Genomic DNA, 15,707 nt, shown 5'->3' with positions numbered 1-15,707 from the left:
GGCTAAGGGAGGGTTAACGTCCGGGCCGGCGCGCCGCGTGGCGGCTAGCCTGCCACCTGTGGCCCGCCTGCTGCTCATCGAGGACGACCTGACGATCCGTACGCCGCTGCTGCGGGCACTGCGCGAGCGGGGGCACGCGGTGGCCGCCGCCTCGACGGCGATGACCGGCCTGCGCGACGCGCTGGACGACCGGCCCGACCTGGTGGTGCTCGACCTGGGACTGCCCGATCTGGACGGCCGCGAGCTGCTGCGGATGCTCCGCGCGGTCAGCGCCGTGCCGGTGATCGTCGCCACCGCCCGCGACGACGAGACCGAGATCGTCGGGGTGCTCGACGCCGGGGCGGACGACTACGTGGTGAAGCCGTTCACGGCCGCGCAGCTCGACGCGCGGATCCGGGCGGTGCTCCGGCGCGGGAGCGGGTCCGCCCCGGAGGAGGACCCGGCACTGGTGGTGGGCGGGCTGCGGGTCGACCCGCGGTCGCGGCAGGTCACCCTGGACGGCGCGCCCGTCGAGCTGACCCCGCGCGAGTTCGACCTGCTGCACCACCTCGCGGGCCGGCCCGGCCAGGTGGTCACCAAGCGGGAGCTGCTCGCCGAGGTGTGGCGGGTCCCGTACGGCGGCGCCGACAAGACCGTGGACGTGCACCTGTCCTGGCTGCGGCGCAAGCTCGGGGAGAGCGCGCAGGCGCCCCGCTACCTGCACACCGTCCGGGGCGTCGGGGTCCGGCTCGAAGCGCCGGGGAGCGCCGGATGAGGGCCCGGCTGGCGCTGCTGGTCGCCGCGGTCAGCGTGCTCACCCTGGTCGCCTTCCTGGTGCCGCTGGCGCTGCTGGTGCGTACGGTCGCGGCGGACCGGGCCACCGTGCGGGCCACGGCCGACGCGCAGAGCCTCGTCACCGTCGTCGGCACCGCCGACACCGCGACGATCCGGCTGACCGTCGACCAGCTGGCCACGGAGTCGGCGCGACCGGTCACGGTGTTCCTGCCCGACGGCACGGTGCTCGGGGCCCCGGCCCCCCGTACGGCCGCCGTGGCGCTGGCGGAGCGGGGGCAGAGCCTCACCGCCGAGTCCGGGCGGGGGCGGGAGGTGGTGATCGCCGTGCAGGGGCGCCCGGACGGCACCGGCGTGATCCGTACGGTGGTCCCGCCCGCCGAGCTGACCGCCGGGGTGACCCGGTCCTGGCTGGTCCTGGCCCTGCTCGGCGTGCTGCTGGTGCTGATCGGGCTGGCCGTCGCCGACCGGCTGGCGCGCACCCTGGTCCGGCCGATCGGTGAACTCTCGGCGGTGTCGCACCGGCTGGCGAACGCGGAGCTGGCCGCGCGCGTCACGCCCGCCGGGCCGCGCGAGCTGCGCGAGGTCGCCGGCGCCCTCAACCACCTCGCTGGCCGGATCCAGGTGCTGCTGGTGCAGGAGCGGGAGGAGGTCGCGGACCTCTCGCACCGCCTGCGTACCCCGCTGACGGCGCTCCGCCTGGAGGCCGAGGCGCTGCGCGACCCGGAGGACGCCGCCCGGGTGACCGCGGCCGTGGACGGGCTGGAGCGGGCGGTCACGGGCCTGATCCGACAGGCCCGGTGGCGGGTGCCGACGGCCGGGGCGGCCAGCGCCGACGCGGCGGCCGTGGTGGCCGAGCGGGTGGCGTTCTGGTCGGTGCTGGCCGAGGACACCGGGCGGGCCGTGACGCTCGACCTGGCGCCGGGACCGCTGCCGGTGGGCGTGCCCGCCGACGAGCTGGCGGCGGCGGTGGACGCCCTGCTCGGCAACGTCTTCGCGCACACCCCGGACGGCACCGCGTTCGCCGTCCGGCTGACGGCGGAGGAGTCGGGCCGGGCGGCGCTGGTCGTGGCGGACGAGGGTCCGGGGATGCCGCCCGGCACGATCGGCCGGGGCGCGAGCACCGCCGGCTCGACCGGCCTGGGCCTGGACATCGCCGGCCGCGCCGCCCAGTCCAGCGGTGGCCGCCTCACCCTGCACGCCGCGCCCTCCGGGGGCGCCGAGGTACGCCTCGAACTGGGCCCGCCCCCGTCCTGACCCTCCTCCGGTCGCGCCCGGACAGGCTTAACCCGGCCTTAGCGTTCGGGCAGCGTGGCGCTATCCGGGCGGGCGCGATCCTGGGAACCAGCAACCGAGGAAGGGTGAACGAGATGAAGCGCAAGTCCCTGATGCTGGCGTCGCTCGGAGGCGCGGCCGTACTCGCCGTGACCGGCGCGACCTTCGGCGTCGCGGCGGCCGACAACGGCACGGCCCGGGCGACCACCCTGGCCGCCGCCACCACCGCCCCGACGACCCCGGCCACGCCGGGCACCCCGAGCGGCACCGGGAGCAGCGCCCCGGCGACGAGCGGCGCGCCGACCACCAGCGGCACCCCGGCGACGCCCGGCTCCCCGTCGGGCAGCGGTGCGCCGGCCACCGGCGACGACGCGGTGAGCGAGCAGCGGGCCGGCGAGATCGCGCTGGCCCGGGCGGGCGGCGGCAAGATCGTCGACGTCGAGCGCGAGGACGAGGACGGCCGGGCCGTGTGGAGCGTCGAGATCGTGGCCGGGCAGACCGAGCACGAGATCGACGTCGACCGGGGCGACGGCACGGTGGTCAAGGCCGAGCAGGAGCCGGTCGACGACGACGATGACGACGACGACCGCGACGACGACGATGACGATGACGACGACTCGGACGACGACGGCGACGACGACTGACCCGTCGCCGGTAGCGCCGCCGTCCCGCACTGCGGGGCGGCGGCGTCGTCGCGGGCTGCACGGCGGCGATCCGTGCCGCCGGCTCGGCGCGTGGGCGCGGTGGGCGGGCCCGGCCCAGGAAACGACGACGGCGACCCGACGCCCTCCGGCGGGTTGTCGTCGCCGCCGGATGCCGCCCGCCCCGGCGGGCGGGACGGGCCGGTCGGCCCTGTGACCGACACCGATGTCTGGCTACATTGGGGTATGGTGCCCGCCCACGAGGGCCGGGCGGCGGAACCGGTCTACCGCCCCATCCTCGCCAACCGGCGGGGTGAGCTGGAGGCGCTCGGTCACCTCGACGACGTCGTCGCCCCCCTGCTCGCCCCGGTCCTCCAGGTGTCCGTCCTCGACCAGTTCACGCTTGACGTGCTCCGTCGGCTGCCCGACGGGCTGCTCACGGCCGTCGACGTCACCGGCCTGCCCGACGCCCCGGAGGCCGAGCTGGTCCGCTGGGGCGTACCGCTGGTGCCGGTGATCGGGCTCGCGGACAGTGACCGGCGCCTGGTGGCGCACGGTGCCGCGGCCCGGGCCCACGCCCAGCGGGCGGTCGTCCGGCTGCGGGTCGGGCACGATCGCGCCGGCCCGGACGCGGCCACGGCGGCGGCGGAGCGGGTCTGGCGGCTCACCGGCCTGGTGCCCGAGCAGTGCGACCTGCTCCTCGACGCGGGCGACGTGTGCTGCCGGGCCGACGTACGGGTGGCCGAGCCCCGGGTCCGCCGGTTGTCGGAGTGGGCCCGCCGGCACGCCTGGTGCTCCGTGAGCGTGGCGGCGGGCGGGATGCCCCCGGCGGTGTCCGCCCTGCCCACCGACGAGCCGGTGCGCGTCGACCGTTGGGACTGGCAGCTCTGGCAGCGGCTGGCCGACCTCGGCGTCGGGTACGGCGACTACGGCGTCGGCTCCGCGGTGCCCGGTGCCGACCAGGCGGGAGACCGGCTGCCCACCGTCCGCTACACCACCGACGGCGCCTGGTGGGTGTACCGCTGGTCGCGGCGGGGCGGACGCGGCGACGACCGGTTCGCGGACCTGTGCCGCACCGTGGTCTCGGCGCCGCACTGGCCGGCCACGGGCGCGGCCTTCTCCTGGGGTGACCACGAGATCCTGCGGCGGGCCCGCCGGGGCGCCGGCGCCGGGTCCGCCAGCAACTGGGCGGCGTGGAGCACCTCGCACCACCTGGCGCACGTGCTGGCCGCGCTGCCGCAGCGGGGGCGGGAGTCCCGGCCGTGGCGGTCCGGTCAGGCGCCGCCGGAGCGGGGCCGTCCCGCCCGGCCGCACCGCAACGGGGAGACCCGCCGGGCCGGCTGAGCGCCTCCCCGCCGGGCACCGGTGAGGAGGCGGCGCCCGGCCGTCACTGCTTCTCGGTGAACCCGAACTGCACGATGCCCTCGTCGTCGACGCTCGCGTCCACCGACGCGTCGCCGAGCAGCTCGGCGGCGTCGGAGTCCAGGAAGATGCGGGCGCCCTGGTTGTCGACCACGTGGTCGCCCTCGGTCGGTTCGGCGACCAGTTCGACGGTGAGCGAACCCGCGTCGGTGTCGGCGGCGATCCGCACTCCGCCGTCCTCGGCGACGTCCTGCTGGTTGGCGAGGTCTCGGATGACCAGCACGGCGTTGTCGGTCATGGTGAGCATGGCGGAACTCCTCGTGGATTCTCGGATTCGCGGTGCGGGACCGGGCTCGGCCCGCGGGCGAGCACACGTGGGAGGCGATGGAAGGGCGACACGCACATCGCCGTCGCGCTTCGGGGCAGCTCAGGGCCCCTCCACGGCCTACGGTGCCCCCTGCCGGGGCATCCGTCAAATAGAGCGGGGTCAGTCCGCGGCGCGGGCCGGGGCGAACCGGGCCCGGATCTCGCGTACCGCCGCGCGGCCCGCCCGGTTGGCGCCGATCGTGCTCGCGGAGGGGCCGTACCCGATCAGGTGAATCCGCTCGTCGGCGACCACCCGGGTGCCGTCCATCGTGATACCGCCGCCCGGCGCGCGCAGGCGCAGCGGCGCGAGATGGTCCAGCGCGGCCCGGAAACCGGTGCACCACAGGATCACGTCGGCGGGCACGAACCGCCCGTCGTCCCAGGCCACCCCGTCCGGCGTGATCCGGTCGAAGACGGGTAACCGGTCGAGCACGCCGCGCTCGCGCAGCCGGCGCAGTTCCGGCGTGAGCGGCAGCCCGGTCACGCCGACCACACTGTCCGGCGGGCGGCCCGCGCGTACCGCCGCGTCGACCAGGGCCACCGCCGCGCGCCCCCGCTCGGGGGTGAACTCCTCGTCGCGGAAGTCGGGCGGGCGCCGGGTCACCCAGGTGGTGCCGGCGGCCACGGTGGAGACCTCGGCGAGCAACTGGACGGCCGACGTCCCGCCGCCCACCACCACGACCCGCCGGCCGGCGAACTCCGCCGGTCCCCGGTAGTCGGCCGTGTGCACCTGCCGGCCCCGGAAGGTCGACCGGCCGGGGTAGTGCGGCCAGAACGGTCGGGTCCAGGTGCCGGTGGCGTTGACCAGGGCACGGGTGGTCCAGGAGCCGTGGTCGGTGTGCACGGCGAGCCGGCCGTCGGCCCGGTCGCGCACCTCCCGGACCCGCACGGGCCGCCGCACCGGCAGGTCGAACTCGCGCTCGTACGCGGCGAAGTAGGCGCTGACCACCTCGGCCGCCGGCCGGTCGGGCCCGGCCACCGGGAAGGGCAGGCCGGGCAGGTCGTGGAAGCCGTGCACCCGGTCGAGCCGCAGCGTGGGCCAGCGGTGCCGCCACGCCCCGCCCGGCCCGTCGCCCCCGTCGAGGATCACGAAGCCGTCTCCGGGGGCGAACCCGGCGCGGGCCAGGTGGTGCCCGGCGGAGAGGCCGGCCTGCCCGGCCCCGATCACCAGCACGTCGACGGAGCGCTCGTCCATGCCGGGTACAACACGGGCGGGCCCGCCCGGCTGCCCGCCGGGAGCGTCTCGCCGGTCACAGCCGCCGGGCCCACGGAAAATTTCTTTCCATCGACGCCCTTTTCTGGCAGATACCTGCATGGCAGCATCACCCCATGCATCGTCGTCTCTTCCCCCGGACGCTCGCGCTGGCGGCACTCGTCGCCGCCGCGGCCACGGCGGGCGCGCCCACCGCCACCGCCGAGTCCCCGACCCCCGCGGCGACCCGGCTGAACGCCACCATCGACGCGATCCTCGCCGACAGCCGGCTGGCCGGGGCGCAGGCCTCGGTGGTGGTCAAGGACGCGACCACCGGAGAGACGGTCTACCACCGCAACGGCGACCGCCGCCTGGTGCCCGCCTCCAACACCAAGCTGCTGACCTCGGCGGCGGCGCTGGAACTGCTCGGGCCGGGCCACCACTTCAGCACCGAGGTGCGGACCAGCGGCGCCCGCCGGGCGGGCCTGGTCTCCGGCAACCTCTACCTGCGCGGCGGCGGCGACCCGACCATGCTCGCCGCCGACTACGACGCGCTGGCCGCGCGGGTCGCCGCCGCGGGCGTCCGGGTGGTCACCGGCAACCTGGTGGCCGACGACACCCGCTACGACAGCACCCGCCTCGGCCCCGACTGGACCTGGGACGACGAGCCGTACTACTACGCCGCTCAGGTCTCCGCCCTGACCGTGGCACCGGACACCGACTACGACGCGGGCACCGTCATCGTCCACGCCGCCCCGGGCGCGACCGCCGGCGCGCGTCCGGTCGTCACCACCACCCCGGCCACCCGGTACCTGAAGATCGACAACCGGGCCGAGACGGTCGCGGGCGGGGAGACGTCTGTCTCCTTCGAGCGCGCGCACGGCAGCAACACGGTCGTGGTGACCGGGCAGATCGCGCTCGGTGCCGCGCCGGCGAACGACTGGGTCAGCGTCTGGGAGCCCACCGGCTACGCCGCCGACGTCTTCCGGTCGGCGCTGCGCCGGCACGGCGTACGGGTGCTCGGCCGGACGGTGCTCGGCCAGGCCACCCCGGAGGGCGCGGCCGAGGTGGCGCGGCACCGCTCGATGCCCCTGGCCCAACTGATGGTGCCGTTCCTCAAGCTGTCCAACAACGGGCACGCCGAGGTGCTGACCAAGGAGATCGGCCGGGTGCTCTCCGGCTCCGGCACCTGGTCGGCCGGGCTGACCGCGATCAGCGAGTACGTCGCCGACGCCGGGATGGACACCGGCACGCTGCGCCAGCGCGACGGCTCCGGGCTCTCCCGGCGCAACCTGATCCCCGCCGACGAGTTCGTGGACCTGCTCACCGCCGTACGCGACGAGCCCTGGTTCGACACCTGGTACGCGGCCCTGCCGGTCGCCGGCGAGGCGGACCGGTTCGTCGGCGGCACGCTGCGCAGCCGGATGCGGGGCACGGCGGCGGCGGGCAACGTGCACGCCAAGACCGGCAGCCTGACCGGCGTCTCCGGCCTCTCGGGCTACGTCACCGACGCCGACGGGCGGGTGCTGGCGTTCTCGATCCTGCTCAACAACTACCTGGCCTCCTCGGTGAAGACGCTGGAGGACCAGATCGCGATCGCCCTGGCCTCGTACACGGGCAGGGGCGTGACCGGCGCGCGGGTCGCGGCCCCGACGGCGCCCGACACCCCCCGGGTCCCGGAGGGCCTGGAGTGCGCCTGGGTCAAGCCGAACGCCTGCTGACCGGCCGGCGGGGCCCGGTGCGGGGGCCCCGCCGGCACTCAGGCGCCGGGGCGGTGCGGCACCTCGGCCGCCGGGTCGCCGCGCTCGATCAGTGCGGCGATCTCGGCGGGACGCAGGCCGCGCTGCGCCAGCACCCGGGTGCCCCAGCGGTGCAGCCGGCACGGGTGCGGGCTGGCGTCGTTGCGGCAGACCGTCCCGCCGGACCAGGTCCGGGGCGCGTGCACCACGACCGCCCGCACGGCGAACTGGGCGTCCTCGACGGTCACGTACAGCGGCAGCGGGATGTCCCGGAGCACCTCCCCGGACGGCTCCCCGGCACCCCGGGGGGCGGGCGGACGGACGGTGCGGGCGGTGACGCTGCTCATCGGTGTGGCCTCCACAAGGGATGGTCGGAGATGGACAGCAGAAAGTTACGACAGGCGCGACGCGGCGCGACGGACAAACTGTCCCGCAGGGTGGACACGGGCCCGCCCGCCGGCACCGGACGGCGGTCCGGGCGGGACCGCCGCCGGGGCGGAGCCGCCGGTCAGCCGGCCGCCCGCGCCCGCAGCCGGGCGGCCGTCCGGCGGGGGTCGTAGTCGGGGGCGACGCCGTCGACGATCAGCGTCGCGCCCGGGATGTGCCGGGTGCGCAGCGGCAGGATCTCCTGGTACGCCGGCGAGTCGTACCAGGCCCGGGCCCGGTCCAGGTCGGGGAACTCGATGATGACCACGGTGCCCGGCCAGTCGCCCTCCCTGACCTCCACCTCGGCGCCGTGCACCCGGAACCGGCCGCCGAACGGGTCCAGCGTGGCCTGGATCCGCTCGATGTAGGTGAGGATGTCCTCGTGGGCCGGGGTGTCGTAGAGGTGGGCGAGCGCGAACGCGGGCATGGTGCCTCCCGGGAACCGGTCCGCCCGGCCGGACGACCGGGGCGGTACGCCGAGTCTCCCGCCGGCGCGTGCCCGGCGTCGATTACCCGTGGGGTAACGACGGTGGCGGCCCGCCCCGCTCAGACGCGGTCGAGCACGACGACGGGGATCTCCCGGTCGGTCTTCTCCTGGTACTCGTCGTACGCCGGCCAGATGGCGGCCATCGTGGACCACATGCGCGGCTTCTCCCCCGCCGTCGCGGTACGCGCCCGCGCGGTGAACCGCTCGGCGCCCACCTGCACCTCGACCAGCGGCTCGTCGAGCAGGTTGAGGTACCAGGCCGGGTGCTTCGGGTCGCCGCCCTGCGAGGCGACGACCAGGTAGGCGTCGCCGTCGCGCCCGTAGATCAGCGCGGTGCGCCGCAGCTTCCCGCTGCGCCGGCCCCGGGTGGTCAGCAGCAGCGTGAAGACCCCGGGCTGCCACTCGTGCCCCTCGGCGCCGCCGGTCTCGACGTACCGCCGGATGTGGTCGGCCACCCAGCCCTGCGGGCTGTCCAGCACCTGCTCGCCCATCGGCCCTCCCGTTCGCCCTCGCGCACCCGGTCGTCGCGATCACGCTACTCCGGGCGGCGGCCGGTCGCCGGGCGAACGGAGCCGCCCGGGCACCGCGTCAGCGCAGCGCGACCGCCTGGACGCCGACGTTGCCGCAGTCGTCGCTGAACGCCTGCTCCACCGTCCAGGTCAGCACCAGCCGACTGCCCTTCGGCGCCTGGAACCGGATGGTGAACTCGGTGGACCGGCTGGTGTGCCGGTCCTCGATCCGCAGGGTCCGGCTCGGACCGCCGACGGAGAGTCGGGCATCCAGCCGGCCCCGGGCCATCCACACCCCGCCGTACAGCCGGACGGTGCGCGCCTGGCCGTCGGCGGCCACCGCGAGCGTGAAGCCGCTGCCGGCGCCGCACCGGTAGACCCCGTGCGGCGAGCCGCTCGCCGACGTCACCGGGCTGCCGTCGCGCCAGCTGAAGCTCTCCTGGTTGTCGTCCCAGCCGCCCCGCCGGCCGGTGCCGCCCTCGTCGCGGATCTCGCCGGAGCCGCCGCGCTTGCGGACCGTCGACTCCGCGCCGCGCAGGCCCCAGTGGACCCAGTCGCGGCGGCCCACAGTGGTCAGGTCGACCTCGCCCGGCGCCTCGGCCATGCTGGCGGCGAGCACCGCCCGCACCGGCGGCGCCGACGTCGACGGCTTCGGTGGCGTCGGGGACGGGCTCGGCGGACGCTGCCGGGGCCGCAGCCCGGGCGAGACCAGACCGGCGTCCAGGTCGCGTCCCTCCACCCCGGGGAAGCCGCTCGGCCGGCCGGCGTCCGCCGGTACGTCGCCGGCGGTCTCCCCGCCCGGCTCGGGGTCGCCGGCGGTCAGGTACGACACGAGGGCGACCAGGCAGGCGACCACGGCGATCCCCTCGACGGCCCACCGGCGGCGCTGCCGTGCCCGGGCCAGCCGCCGCAGGCCGGTGCGGGTGTGCCCGGCCTGCGGAAGGGGCGGATGCCGGGTCCCGGGCGGGGCTGCCGGGTCGCCGTACCGCGACGGCCGGATGTGCTGTCGGGTGAGGTCTTCCTCCGCCACCGGCCCTCCACTCCCCCACCGGCCCCGGCCGGACGCGGCCGTCCGTTCTGGGCGGCCCGCGCCCGCACCGCCTCGTCCGTCGCGCCGGACGGACGGGCGTGTCCAGTTCGTCACCGGACGGTAGCGGACATCGATCAGGACGGTGGTCTCGGGGCGGTGCCGCCGGCCCGGCAGGCGATCCGGACGCCCGGGTCGGCTGCCTCAGCGGATCTCGAAGCCCAGCGCCTGCGCGATCACCATGGCCTGCGTGGCGTCGACGATCGCGCCGGCCCGCTCCACCGCCGTCGGGTCGAGCGCGGTGAGGTCGCTGCCGCGCAGGTCGGCCCCGGTCAGCCGGCAGCGGTGCAGCTGCGCGGCGGAGAGGTCGACGCCGGTCACCGTCGCCCCGGTCAGGTTGGCCCCGGTCAGGTCCGCCTCGCGCATCCGCACGTCGGTGAGGCGGACCCCGCGCAGGTCGGCGCCGGGCAGCGCGACGAACGACCAGTCGCCGCCGGCGACCGTCAGCGGCCGCAGGTCGCACTGGGCGAAGGTGCTGCCCACGAGCTTGCAGCCGGTGAACTCCGCCTCGAACAGGTTGCACCGCTGGAAGGTGCAACGGGTGAAGGCCGAGTCGGTGTGCCGGGAGGAGTTGAAGCGCGTGTTGCCGAAGGTGCAGCTGTCGAAGACCGCGCCCCGGCTCACCGCCTCGGACAGGTCGACGTCGAAGAACGTGCAGCGGACGAAGTGCCGGTCCACCAGCTCCTCGGCGTACCAGTCCTCGTTGCGGAAGGTCTCGTCCTCGGTCAGCTCGGGCATCGGGCCAGGCTATCGAGGGGGTGGGACAACGGCGGACTGCCCCTTCCGGCGGGGCGTACCGGCTAGTAGTTTCGGCGACGTGAGTGTGGCACGCAGCATCGACCCGGACCAGATCGGCTTCGACCCGGCGCGGTTGGCGCGCATCGACGAGCACTTCGGCAGGTACGTCGACGACGGTCGCCTCGCCGGCTGGCAGGTGCTGGTCACCCGCCGCGGCGAGATCGCCCACTCGTCGACGTACGGGCTGCGCGACGCGGAGGCGGGCAGGCCCGTCGAGGCGGACACGCTCTGGCGCATCTACTCGATGACCAAGCCCGTCACCTCCGTCGCCGCGATGATCCTGTGGGAGGAGGGCCGCTTCGAGCTGACCGACGAGATCAGCCGGTGGCTGCCCGAGTTCGCGGACCTGCGGGTCTACTCCAAGGGCTCGGCGCTCAAGCCCTTCACGGTGCCGGCGGTCGAGCCGATCCGGGTGTGGCACCTGCTCACCCACACCGCCGGCCTGACGTACGGCTTCATGCAGACCTCGGTGGTCGACGGCATCTACCGGGCCGCCGGCTACGACCTGTACCCGCCGGCGGACGTCGACCTGGCGACGGCCTGCCAGGCGTTCGGCGAGCTGCCGCTGCTGTTCCAGCCCGGCACCGCGTGGGGCTACTCGGTCGCCACCGACGTGCTCGGCCGGCTCGTGGAGGTGGTGTCCGGGCAGAGCCTCGACGCCTTCTTCGCCGACCGGATCTTCCGCCCGCTGGGCATGACCGACACGCACTGGTGGGCCGAGGGCGACACCGCCGACCGGCTCGCCGCCCTCTACGCGCCCGACCCGCGCACCGGCCGCGCGTTCCGCTACGACAAGCTGGGCGCCCTGGCGTACGAGAAGCCGCTGCTGCTCTCCGGCGGCGGTGGCCTGATCTCCAGCGCCGCCGACTACCACCGGTTCACCCAGATGCTGCTGCGCGGCGGCGAGCTGAACGGGGCACGCCTGCTGGGGCCGCGCACGGTGCGCTTCATGACCCGCAACCACCTGCCCGGCGGGCAGGACCTGGAGACCCTCTCCGCCGGTGGCTTCGCCGAGACCACCCTCGACGGGATCGGCTTCGGGCTCGGCTTCGCCGTGGTCGACGACCCCGTGCCGAGCCGGGTGCCGAGCAGCCCCGGCGAGTACTACTGGGGCGGCGTGGCGAGCACGGCCTTCTGGGTCGACCCGGCCGAGGAGGTCACGGCCCTGTTCTTCACCCAGCTCATGCCGTCGAGCACCTACCCGATCCGGCCGCAGCTGCGGCAGCTCGTCTACTCCGCCCTGGTCGACTGAGCCGGCTCCAGGCCCGGCCGGCGAGGGGGACGGCGGCGCAATGCCGGTCCGCCCCCGGTCGCCGGGTCACCGCCGCCGGCACTCCTCCATCCCGTCGGGGTACGTCCAGCACTCCGTCTGCACCCCGGCCGTACCGGTGACCCGGAAGGGGCGCCCCGCGTCGTCGACCGTGACGGTGCCGGTGCGTCCCCGCGACGCCCAGTCCACCTCGACCGTCCAGTCGCAGTCGCAGTCGACCGTGTGGCCGATGACGAGGAAGGTCTCGGCATCGGTCAGGGACACCCGGTAGGGGAAGCGGATCTCTTTGCGCTCGTGTTCGGGGAGGCTCGCCCCGCCCTCGTCGAACAGGCCGGCGGTGAGCACCGGAGGGTCCTCGTCCAGGTTCGCCTCCACCCAGCGGTAGGCGGTCGGGCCGCCTCCGCCCGGAGCGGTGAACACGCCCCGCAGGGCGGGGCGCCGCGTCATCACCCGCACCCGCAGGTCGGTGAGGGTCACCTGCGCCTCGTCGACCCCCTGGACCGTGAAGTAGACGTACTGCCGGGAGGCGGGCGTCCCGGCGGCCTCCCGGGCCCACCGCGACCAGTCGCCCGCCCAGGCCGGTCGGGCGGGGACCTCCGCCAGCGGCGGCGCGACCACCCAGCCGTCCGACGCCTCGTGGCCGACGCGCACCGCGACCGTGAACGGCAGCGCGTCGGGGTCGGGCGGGGGCGGCGGGGGCGTGCCGGGAAGGAGTCCCCAGGCGAGGAGCCAGGCGGTCAGCATCGCCGTGACGACGGCCGCGAGGACCCCGGCGAACCAGCGGCCGGCGGGCGGCCCGGCGGGCGAGAGCCGGCGCACCATTGCCCGCACCCGATCGGACCGGCGCGCCCTCGGCTCCTGCGCCGGTTCCGTCGACGCCTCCGGGGGCCCGGGCGTCCCGGCGGACGCGTCACGTTCCTCCGTCATCGCGCCCACCCCCCGCCCTCCAGCGGTCACGGTCCGACACCAGTGCACCCCGAAGCGTGCGACGACGCAAGGGGCGGTTGCGCCGCGCGGGATCCACGGTCCGCCAGCGCGCGATGTCGCCGGTCAATAGCCTGGAGACGAGCCACGTCCGCCGGGCCGGACGGGCCTGGCGGGAGGCGGTATGAGCAACATCGTCGTGTTCGGCGCGGGTGGCACCGCGGGGTCGCGGATCGCCGCCGAGGCGGTCGGCCGGGGGCACCGGGTCACCGCGGCGGTACGCCGGCCGGAGGCCACCTCGTACCTGCCGCCGGCGGTCACGGTGGTCACCGGGGACGCCACCAGCGAGCGGAGCGTACGGGAGCTGGCGCCCGACACGGACGCCATGGTGGTGGCGATCGGCGGCGGCGAACACGACCTCTGGCTCGACGCGGCGCGGAACCTGGTCGGCGCGCTGCGTGGCATGCCGGCCGCGCCCCGGATCATCCACGTGGGCGGCGGGTCGACCCTGCTCACCCCGAAGGGCACCCGCTTCCTCGACGAGCCGGACTTCCCCGAGGAGTACCGCGAGGCGGCGCGCGGGCAGGCCGAGGCCCTCGACTTCTACCGCTCCTCGGCCGACGGGGTGACCTGGACGTACGTCTCGCCGCCGCCGCTGGAGTTCCACCCGGGCGAGCGCACCGGGCACTACCGCACCGGCGGCGACCAGCCGGTGACCGACCACGAGGGCCGCTCGGTGCTCAGCTACGAGGACCTGGCGGTGGCGATCGTGGACGAGATCGAACAGCCGCGCCACGAGAACGCCCGCTTCACCGCCGCGTACTGAGCGGGGCGGGGCGGCCGGCGGTGCCGTGGGCGCGGGATCAGTCGGCGAGGCGGGCGGGGAAGCCGCCGGTGGCGATCGGGCCCCAGGCGTCGATGGTGACCCAGGGCTTCCGTCGCCCGGCGACCGCACCGGAGGGAACGGGCCCGACGCCCACCCGGACCGCGCGGCGGCGCGGCGGCCAGATCGCGGCGCGGCGGCCTCAGCGGGGTCGCGGGGCGGCGCGGCCGGCGGCGGGCTGGGCCGGCACCCGGGGGCGGACCGAGGGCCGCCAGGCGCGGCCGTTGGCGTAGATCACCCGGAAGCCGAGGTACGAGGCGAGGGGCGCCCAGTGCGCGGAGCCCATCCGCAGCTCGGCGGCGTTGTGGCGCTGCCCGTTGGCCAGCACGTCGAGCAGGACGGTCTCGAAGGCGGCCGACTCGACCCAGTCCACCTCCCGGGTGTACCCGCAGATCAGGGCCGCTCCGGTGGCGTCGAGGAAGTCCCGCAGCACCGCGTCGGAGGCGCGCAGCACCGAACAGCTGCCGAAATAGAGCCGCCGGCCCTCGCAGCGGCCCGCCATCAGCTCGGCGACGTCGGCGAGCGCCACCGATTCCCAGTCGGTGAGGCAGAGCCGGCTCGGCTCGCCGTGCATGGCGAAGAAGCCGACCCGGTGGTCGGCGTACTGCTTGAGCAGCCAGCGGTCGACGAAGTAGAAGAGTTCGTCGCGGGTGGCCGCGTCCTTGTGGATGAAACGGATCTTTCCGAGCCGTTCGAGCAGTTCGAGGGTGGGCAGGACGGAGCCGCGCTCGTTGAGGTCGCGGTGCCACTGGCCCTCGATGCAGAAGACGCCACCGCGTGCCATGCCGCCCCCTCCCCCGGTCCCGCCGGCGCTGACGTTACCGGGTCGGGCCGGCGGGAGAACATCACCCGGCGCGTGCCGACCTGCGGCTTTGCGCGCCGTTCGCGCTTTCCTGTGGCCTGTTGCCGATCAATGGGCGATTCGCAATTCGCGTAATGCCCAGGCAACGCTCAGCAACGGCGAATCGTGAGGACAATTCTTGTTAATCGCCGCGAACCACCCGTCGGCCTGCCACTGTGGAAATGCGGGACGGGCAGGCCGATGTCCCGGATGCCACCCCATTCCCACTCCTATCGGGAGGACTTCTGTGCGCGTTAACACCCTGAAACGGGCCGCTGTCGCATTCGCCCTGGCGTTGCCGGCAGCCGCTGTCGCCACGGTGGCCGCCGCGCCAGCGGCCCACGCCGACGGCTGCTACACGTGGAAGCGCAACCTCTACCAGGGGCGCTCCGGCGACGACGTCCGCCAGTTGCAGATCCGGGTCGCCGGGTGGGCCGGCAACCGGGACATCGTGGAGAACGACGGCCGCTACGGACCGAAGACCGCCGCCGCGGTCAAGCGGTTCCAGGCCGCGTACGGGCTGCGCGCCGACGGCATCGCCGGACCGCAGACGTACGGCAAGCTCTACGACCTCCAGGACGACGACTGCACGCCACGGCACTTCAGCTACAGCGAGATGGACGACGGCTGCGGTCGCGGGGGCTGGAGCGGTGGTCCGCTCTCCGCCGCGCAGACCCGGCAGAACGCGCTGCGCACGATGTGGAAGCTGGAGGCGCTGCGGCGCAGCCTCGGCGACAAGCCCCTCCTCGTCAGCAGCGGTTTCCGCAGCCGCACCTGCAACGACCAGGTCGGCGGGGCGTCCGACAGCCAGCACCTCTACGGCAACGCCGCCGACGTGGTGTCGCGCACCAGCTCGCTGTGCCAGATCGCCCGCGACGCCCGCAACCGGGGCTTCAGCGGGATCTACGGTCCCGGTTACCCGGACCACGACGACCACGTGCACGTGGACTCGCGGCGGGAGAACAACAGCGACGACACCCCGAACACCACCAGCTGGTCCGCGCCGGACTGCGGCATCGGCGCCGGCCGCGACTGAGCCGGCCCAACGACGACGCCGGCCCGGGTGAAGTGCTGCCAGTACGGCAGCCACACCTCGTACGGGTCGGACCACTCCTTGACGTTGCGGTAGTTGATCG

At 75.3% G+C, this 15,707-nt stretch carries 17 protein-coding genes; 8 read left to right on the top strand and 9 right to left on the bottom strand.

The window, feature by feature from the left end; genetic code table 11:
• Positions 1-58: 58 nt before the first annotated feature.
• The 4 genes from AB0B83_RS21850 to AB0B83_RS21835 all read left to right on the top strand — a co-directional run bounded on the left by AB0B83_RS21850 (position 59) and on the right by AB0B83_RS21835 (position 4,031).
• Entirely contained in the window at positions 59-754 is a 696-nt protein-coding gene (locus AB0B83_RS21850) for a response regulator transcription factor (protein WP_151453606.1), read from the top strand.
• Entirely contained in the window at positions 751-2,028 is a 1,278-nt protein-coding gene (locus tag AB0B83_RS21845; RefSeq protein ID WP_357579715.1) for a HAMP domain-containing sensor histidine kinase, read from the top strand. The genes AB0B83_RS21850 and AB0B83_RS21845 overlap by 4 nt, the downstream gene beginning before the upstream one ends.
• A gap of 113 nt (positions 2,029-2,141) precedes the next feature.
• On the top strand, positions 2,142-2,690 hold the full coding sequence (locus AB0B83_RS21840) for a PepSY domain-containing protein (protein ID WP_357579714.1): 549 nt from the start codon (positions 2,142-2,144) through the stop codon (positions 2,688-2,690).
• 243 nt (positions 2,691-2,933) lie between these two features.
• Positions 2,934-4,031: a hypothetical protein gene (locus AB0B83_RS21835; protein WP_357579713.1), complete on the top strand. Its 1,098-nt coding sequence runs from the start codon at positions 2,934-2,936 to the stop codon at positions 4,029-4,031.
• Between the two features lie 43 nt (positions 4,032-4,074).
• On the opposite strand, the gene AB0B83_RS21830 is transcribed toward AB0B83_RS21835, so the two are convergent.
• Together AB0B83_RS21830 and AB0B83_RS21825 are read right to left on the bottom strand one after the other, a co-directional pair.
• Positions 4,075-4,356: an adhesin gene (locus AB0B83_RS21830; RefSeq protein WP_357579712.1), complete on the bottom strand. Its 282-nt coding sequence runs from the start codon at positions 4,354-4,356 to the stop codon at positions 4,075-4,077.
• 180 nt (positions 4,357-4,536) lie between these two features.
• Positions 4,537-5,610, bottom strand: a complete 1,074-nt coding sequence (locus tag AB0B83_RS21825) for an NAD(P)-binding domain-containing protein (protein ID WP_357579711.1) — start codon at positions 5,608-5,610, stop codon at positions 4,537-4,539.
• 134 nt (positions 5,611-5,744) lie between these two features.
• Here AB0B83_RS21825 and dacB point away from each other — a divergent pair, with 134 nt between their 5' ends.
• Positions 5,745-7,328, top strand: coding sequence for a D-alanyl-D-alanine carboxypeptidase/D-alanyl-D-alanine-endopeptidase (dacB, locus tag AB0B83_RS21820; protein ID WP_357579710.1), 1,584 nt, complete (start codon positions 5,745-5,747; stop codon positions 7,326-7,328).
• Positions 7,329-7,366: 38 nt separating this feature from the next.
• On the opposite strand, the gene AB0B83_RS21815 is transcribed toward dacB, so the two are convergent.
• From AB0B83_RS21815 to AB0B83_RS21795, 5 genes are all read right to left on the bottom strand, one after another.
• Positions 7,367-7,693 carry a hypothetical protein gene (locus AB0B83_RS21815; RefSeq protein WP_357579709.1) on the bottom strand — a complete coding sequence of 109 codons (327 nt, stop codon included), beginning with the start codon at positions 7,691-7,693 and terminating at the stop codon, positions 7,367-7,369.
• Positions 7,694-7,854: 161 nt separating this feature from the next.
• Positions 7,855-8,199: a DUF1330 domain-containing protein gene (locus tag AB0B83_RS21810; protein ID WP_357579708.1), complete on the bottom strand. Its 345-nt coding sequence runs from the start codon at positions 8,197-8,199 to the stop codon at positions 7,855-7,857.
• Positions 8,200-8,318: 119 nt separating this feature from the next.
• On the bottom strand, positions 8,319-8,750 hold the full coding sequence (locus AB0B83_RS21805) for a nitroreductase family deazaflavin-dependent oxidoreductase (RefSeq protein ID WP_132233802.1): 432 nt from the start codon (positions 8,748-8,750) through the stop codon (positions 8,319-8,321).
• 97 nt (positions 8,751-8,847) lie between these two features.
• Positions 8,848-9,798, bottom strand: a complete 951-nt coding sequence (locus AB0B83_RS21800) for a hypothetical protein (RefSeq protein ID WP_357579707.1) — start codon at positions 9,796-9,798, stop codon at positions 8,848-8,850.
• A 201-nt stretch (positions 9,799-9,999) separates the two neighbouring features.
• The gene (locus AB0B83_RS21795) at positions 10,000-10,593 is read right to left on the bottom strand and encodes a pentapeptide repeat-containing protein (protein WP_357579706.1); all 594 of its coding nucleotides are present in this window, start codon (positions 10,591-10,593) and stop codon (positions 10,000-10,002) included.
• Between the two features lie 79 nt (positions 10,594-10,672).
• On the opposite strand from AB0B83_RS21795, the gene AB0B83_RS21790 reads away from it, so the two are divergent.
• The gene (locus AB0B83_RS21790) at positions 10,673-11,905 is read left to right on the top strand and encodes a serine hydrolase domain-containing protein (protein ID WP_357579705.1); all 1,233 of its coding nucleotides are present in this window, start codon (positions 10,673-10,675) and stop codon (positions 11,903-11,905) included.
• Between the two features lie 66 nt (positions 11,906-11,971).
• Here AB0B83_RS21790 and AB0B83_RS21785 read toward each other — a convergent pair whose 3' ends face one another.
• The gene (locus AB0B83_RS21785) at positions 11,972-12,850 is read right to left on the bottom strand and encodes a hypothetical protein (RefSeq protein WP_357579704.1); all 879 of its coding nucleotides are present in this window, start codon (positions 12,848-12,850) and stop codon (positions 11,972-11,974) included.
• A 181-nt stretch (positions 12,851-13,031) separates the two neighbouring features.
• On the opposite strand from AB0B83_RS21785, the gene AB0B83_RS21780 reads away from it, so the two are divergent.
• Positions 13,032-13,673, top strand: coding sequence for an NAD(P)H-binding protein (locus tag AB0B83_RS21780; RefSeq protein ID WP_357579703.1), 642 nt, complete (start codon positions 13,032-13,034; stop codon positions 13,671-13,673).
• Between the two features lie 199 nt (positions 13,674-13,872).
• On the opposite strand, the gene AB0B83_RS21775 is transcribed toward AB0B83_RS21780, so the two are convergent.
• Positions 13,873-14,514, bottom strand: coding sequence for a DUF6642 family protein (locus AB0B83_RS21775; protein WP_311412426.1), 642 nt, complete (start codon positions 14,512-14,514; stop codon positions 13,873-13,875).
• A gap of 304 nt (positions 14,515-14,818) precedes the next feature.
• On the opposite strand from AB0B83_RS21775, the gene AB0B83_RS21770 reads away from it, so the two are divergent.
• A complete protein-coding gene (locus AB0B83_RS21770; RefSeq protein WP_357579702.1) occupies positions 14,819-15,607 on the top strand; it encodes a D-Ala-D-Ala carboxypeptidase family metallohydrolase in 789 nt (262 codons plus the stop codon).
• Positions 15,608-15,707: the final 100 nt, after the last annotated feature.

The sequence above is a fragment of the Micromonospora sp. NPDC049060 genome, assembly GCF_040649055.1.
Taxonomy (GTDB): domain Bacteria; phylum Actinomycetota; class Actinomycetes; order Mycobacteriales; family Micromonosporaceae; genus Micromonospora; species Micromonospora reichwaldensis.
Note: the sequence above shows the minus strand (reverse complement) of the source record. Positions and strands in the feature narration are given on the sequence as shown.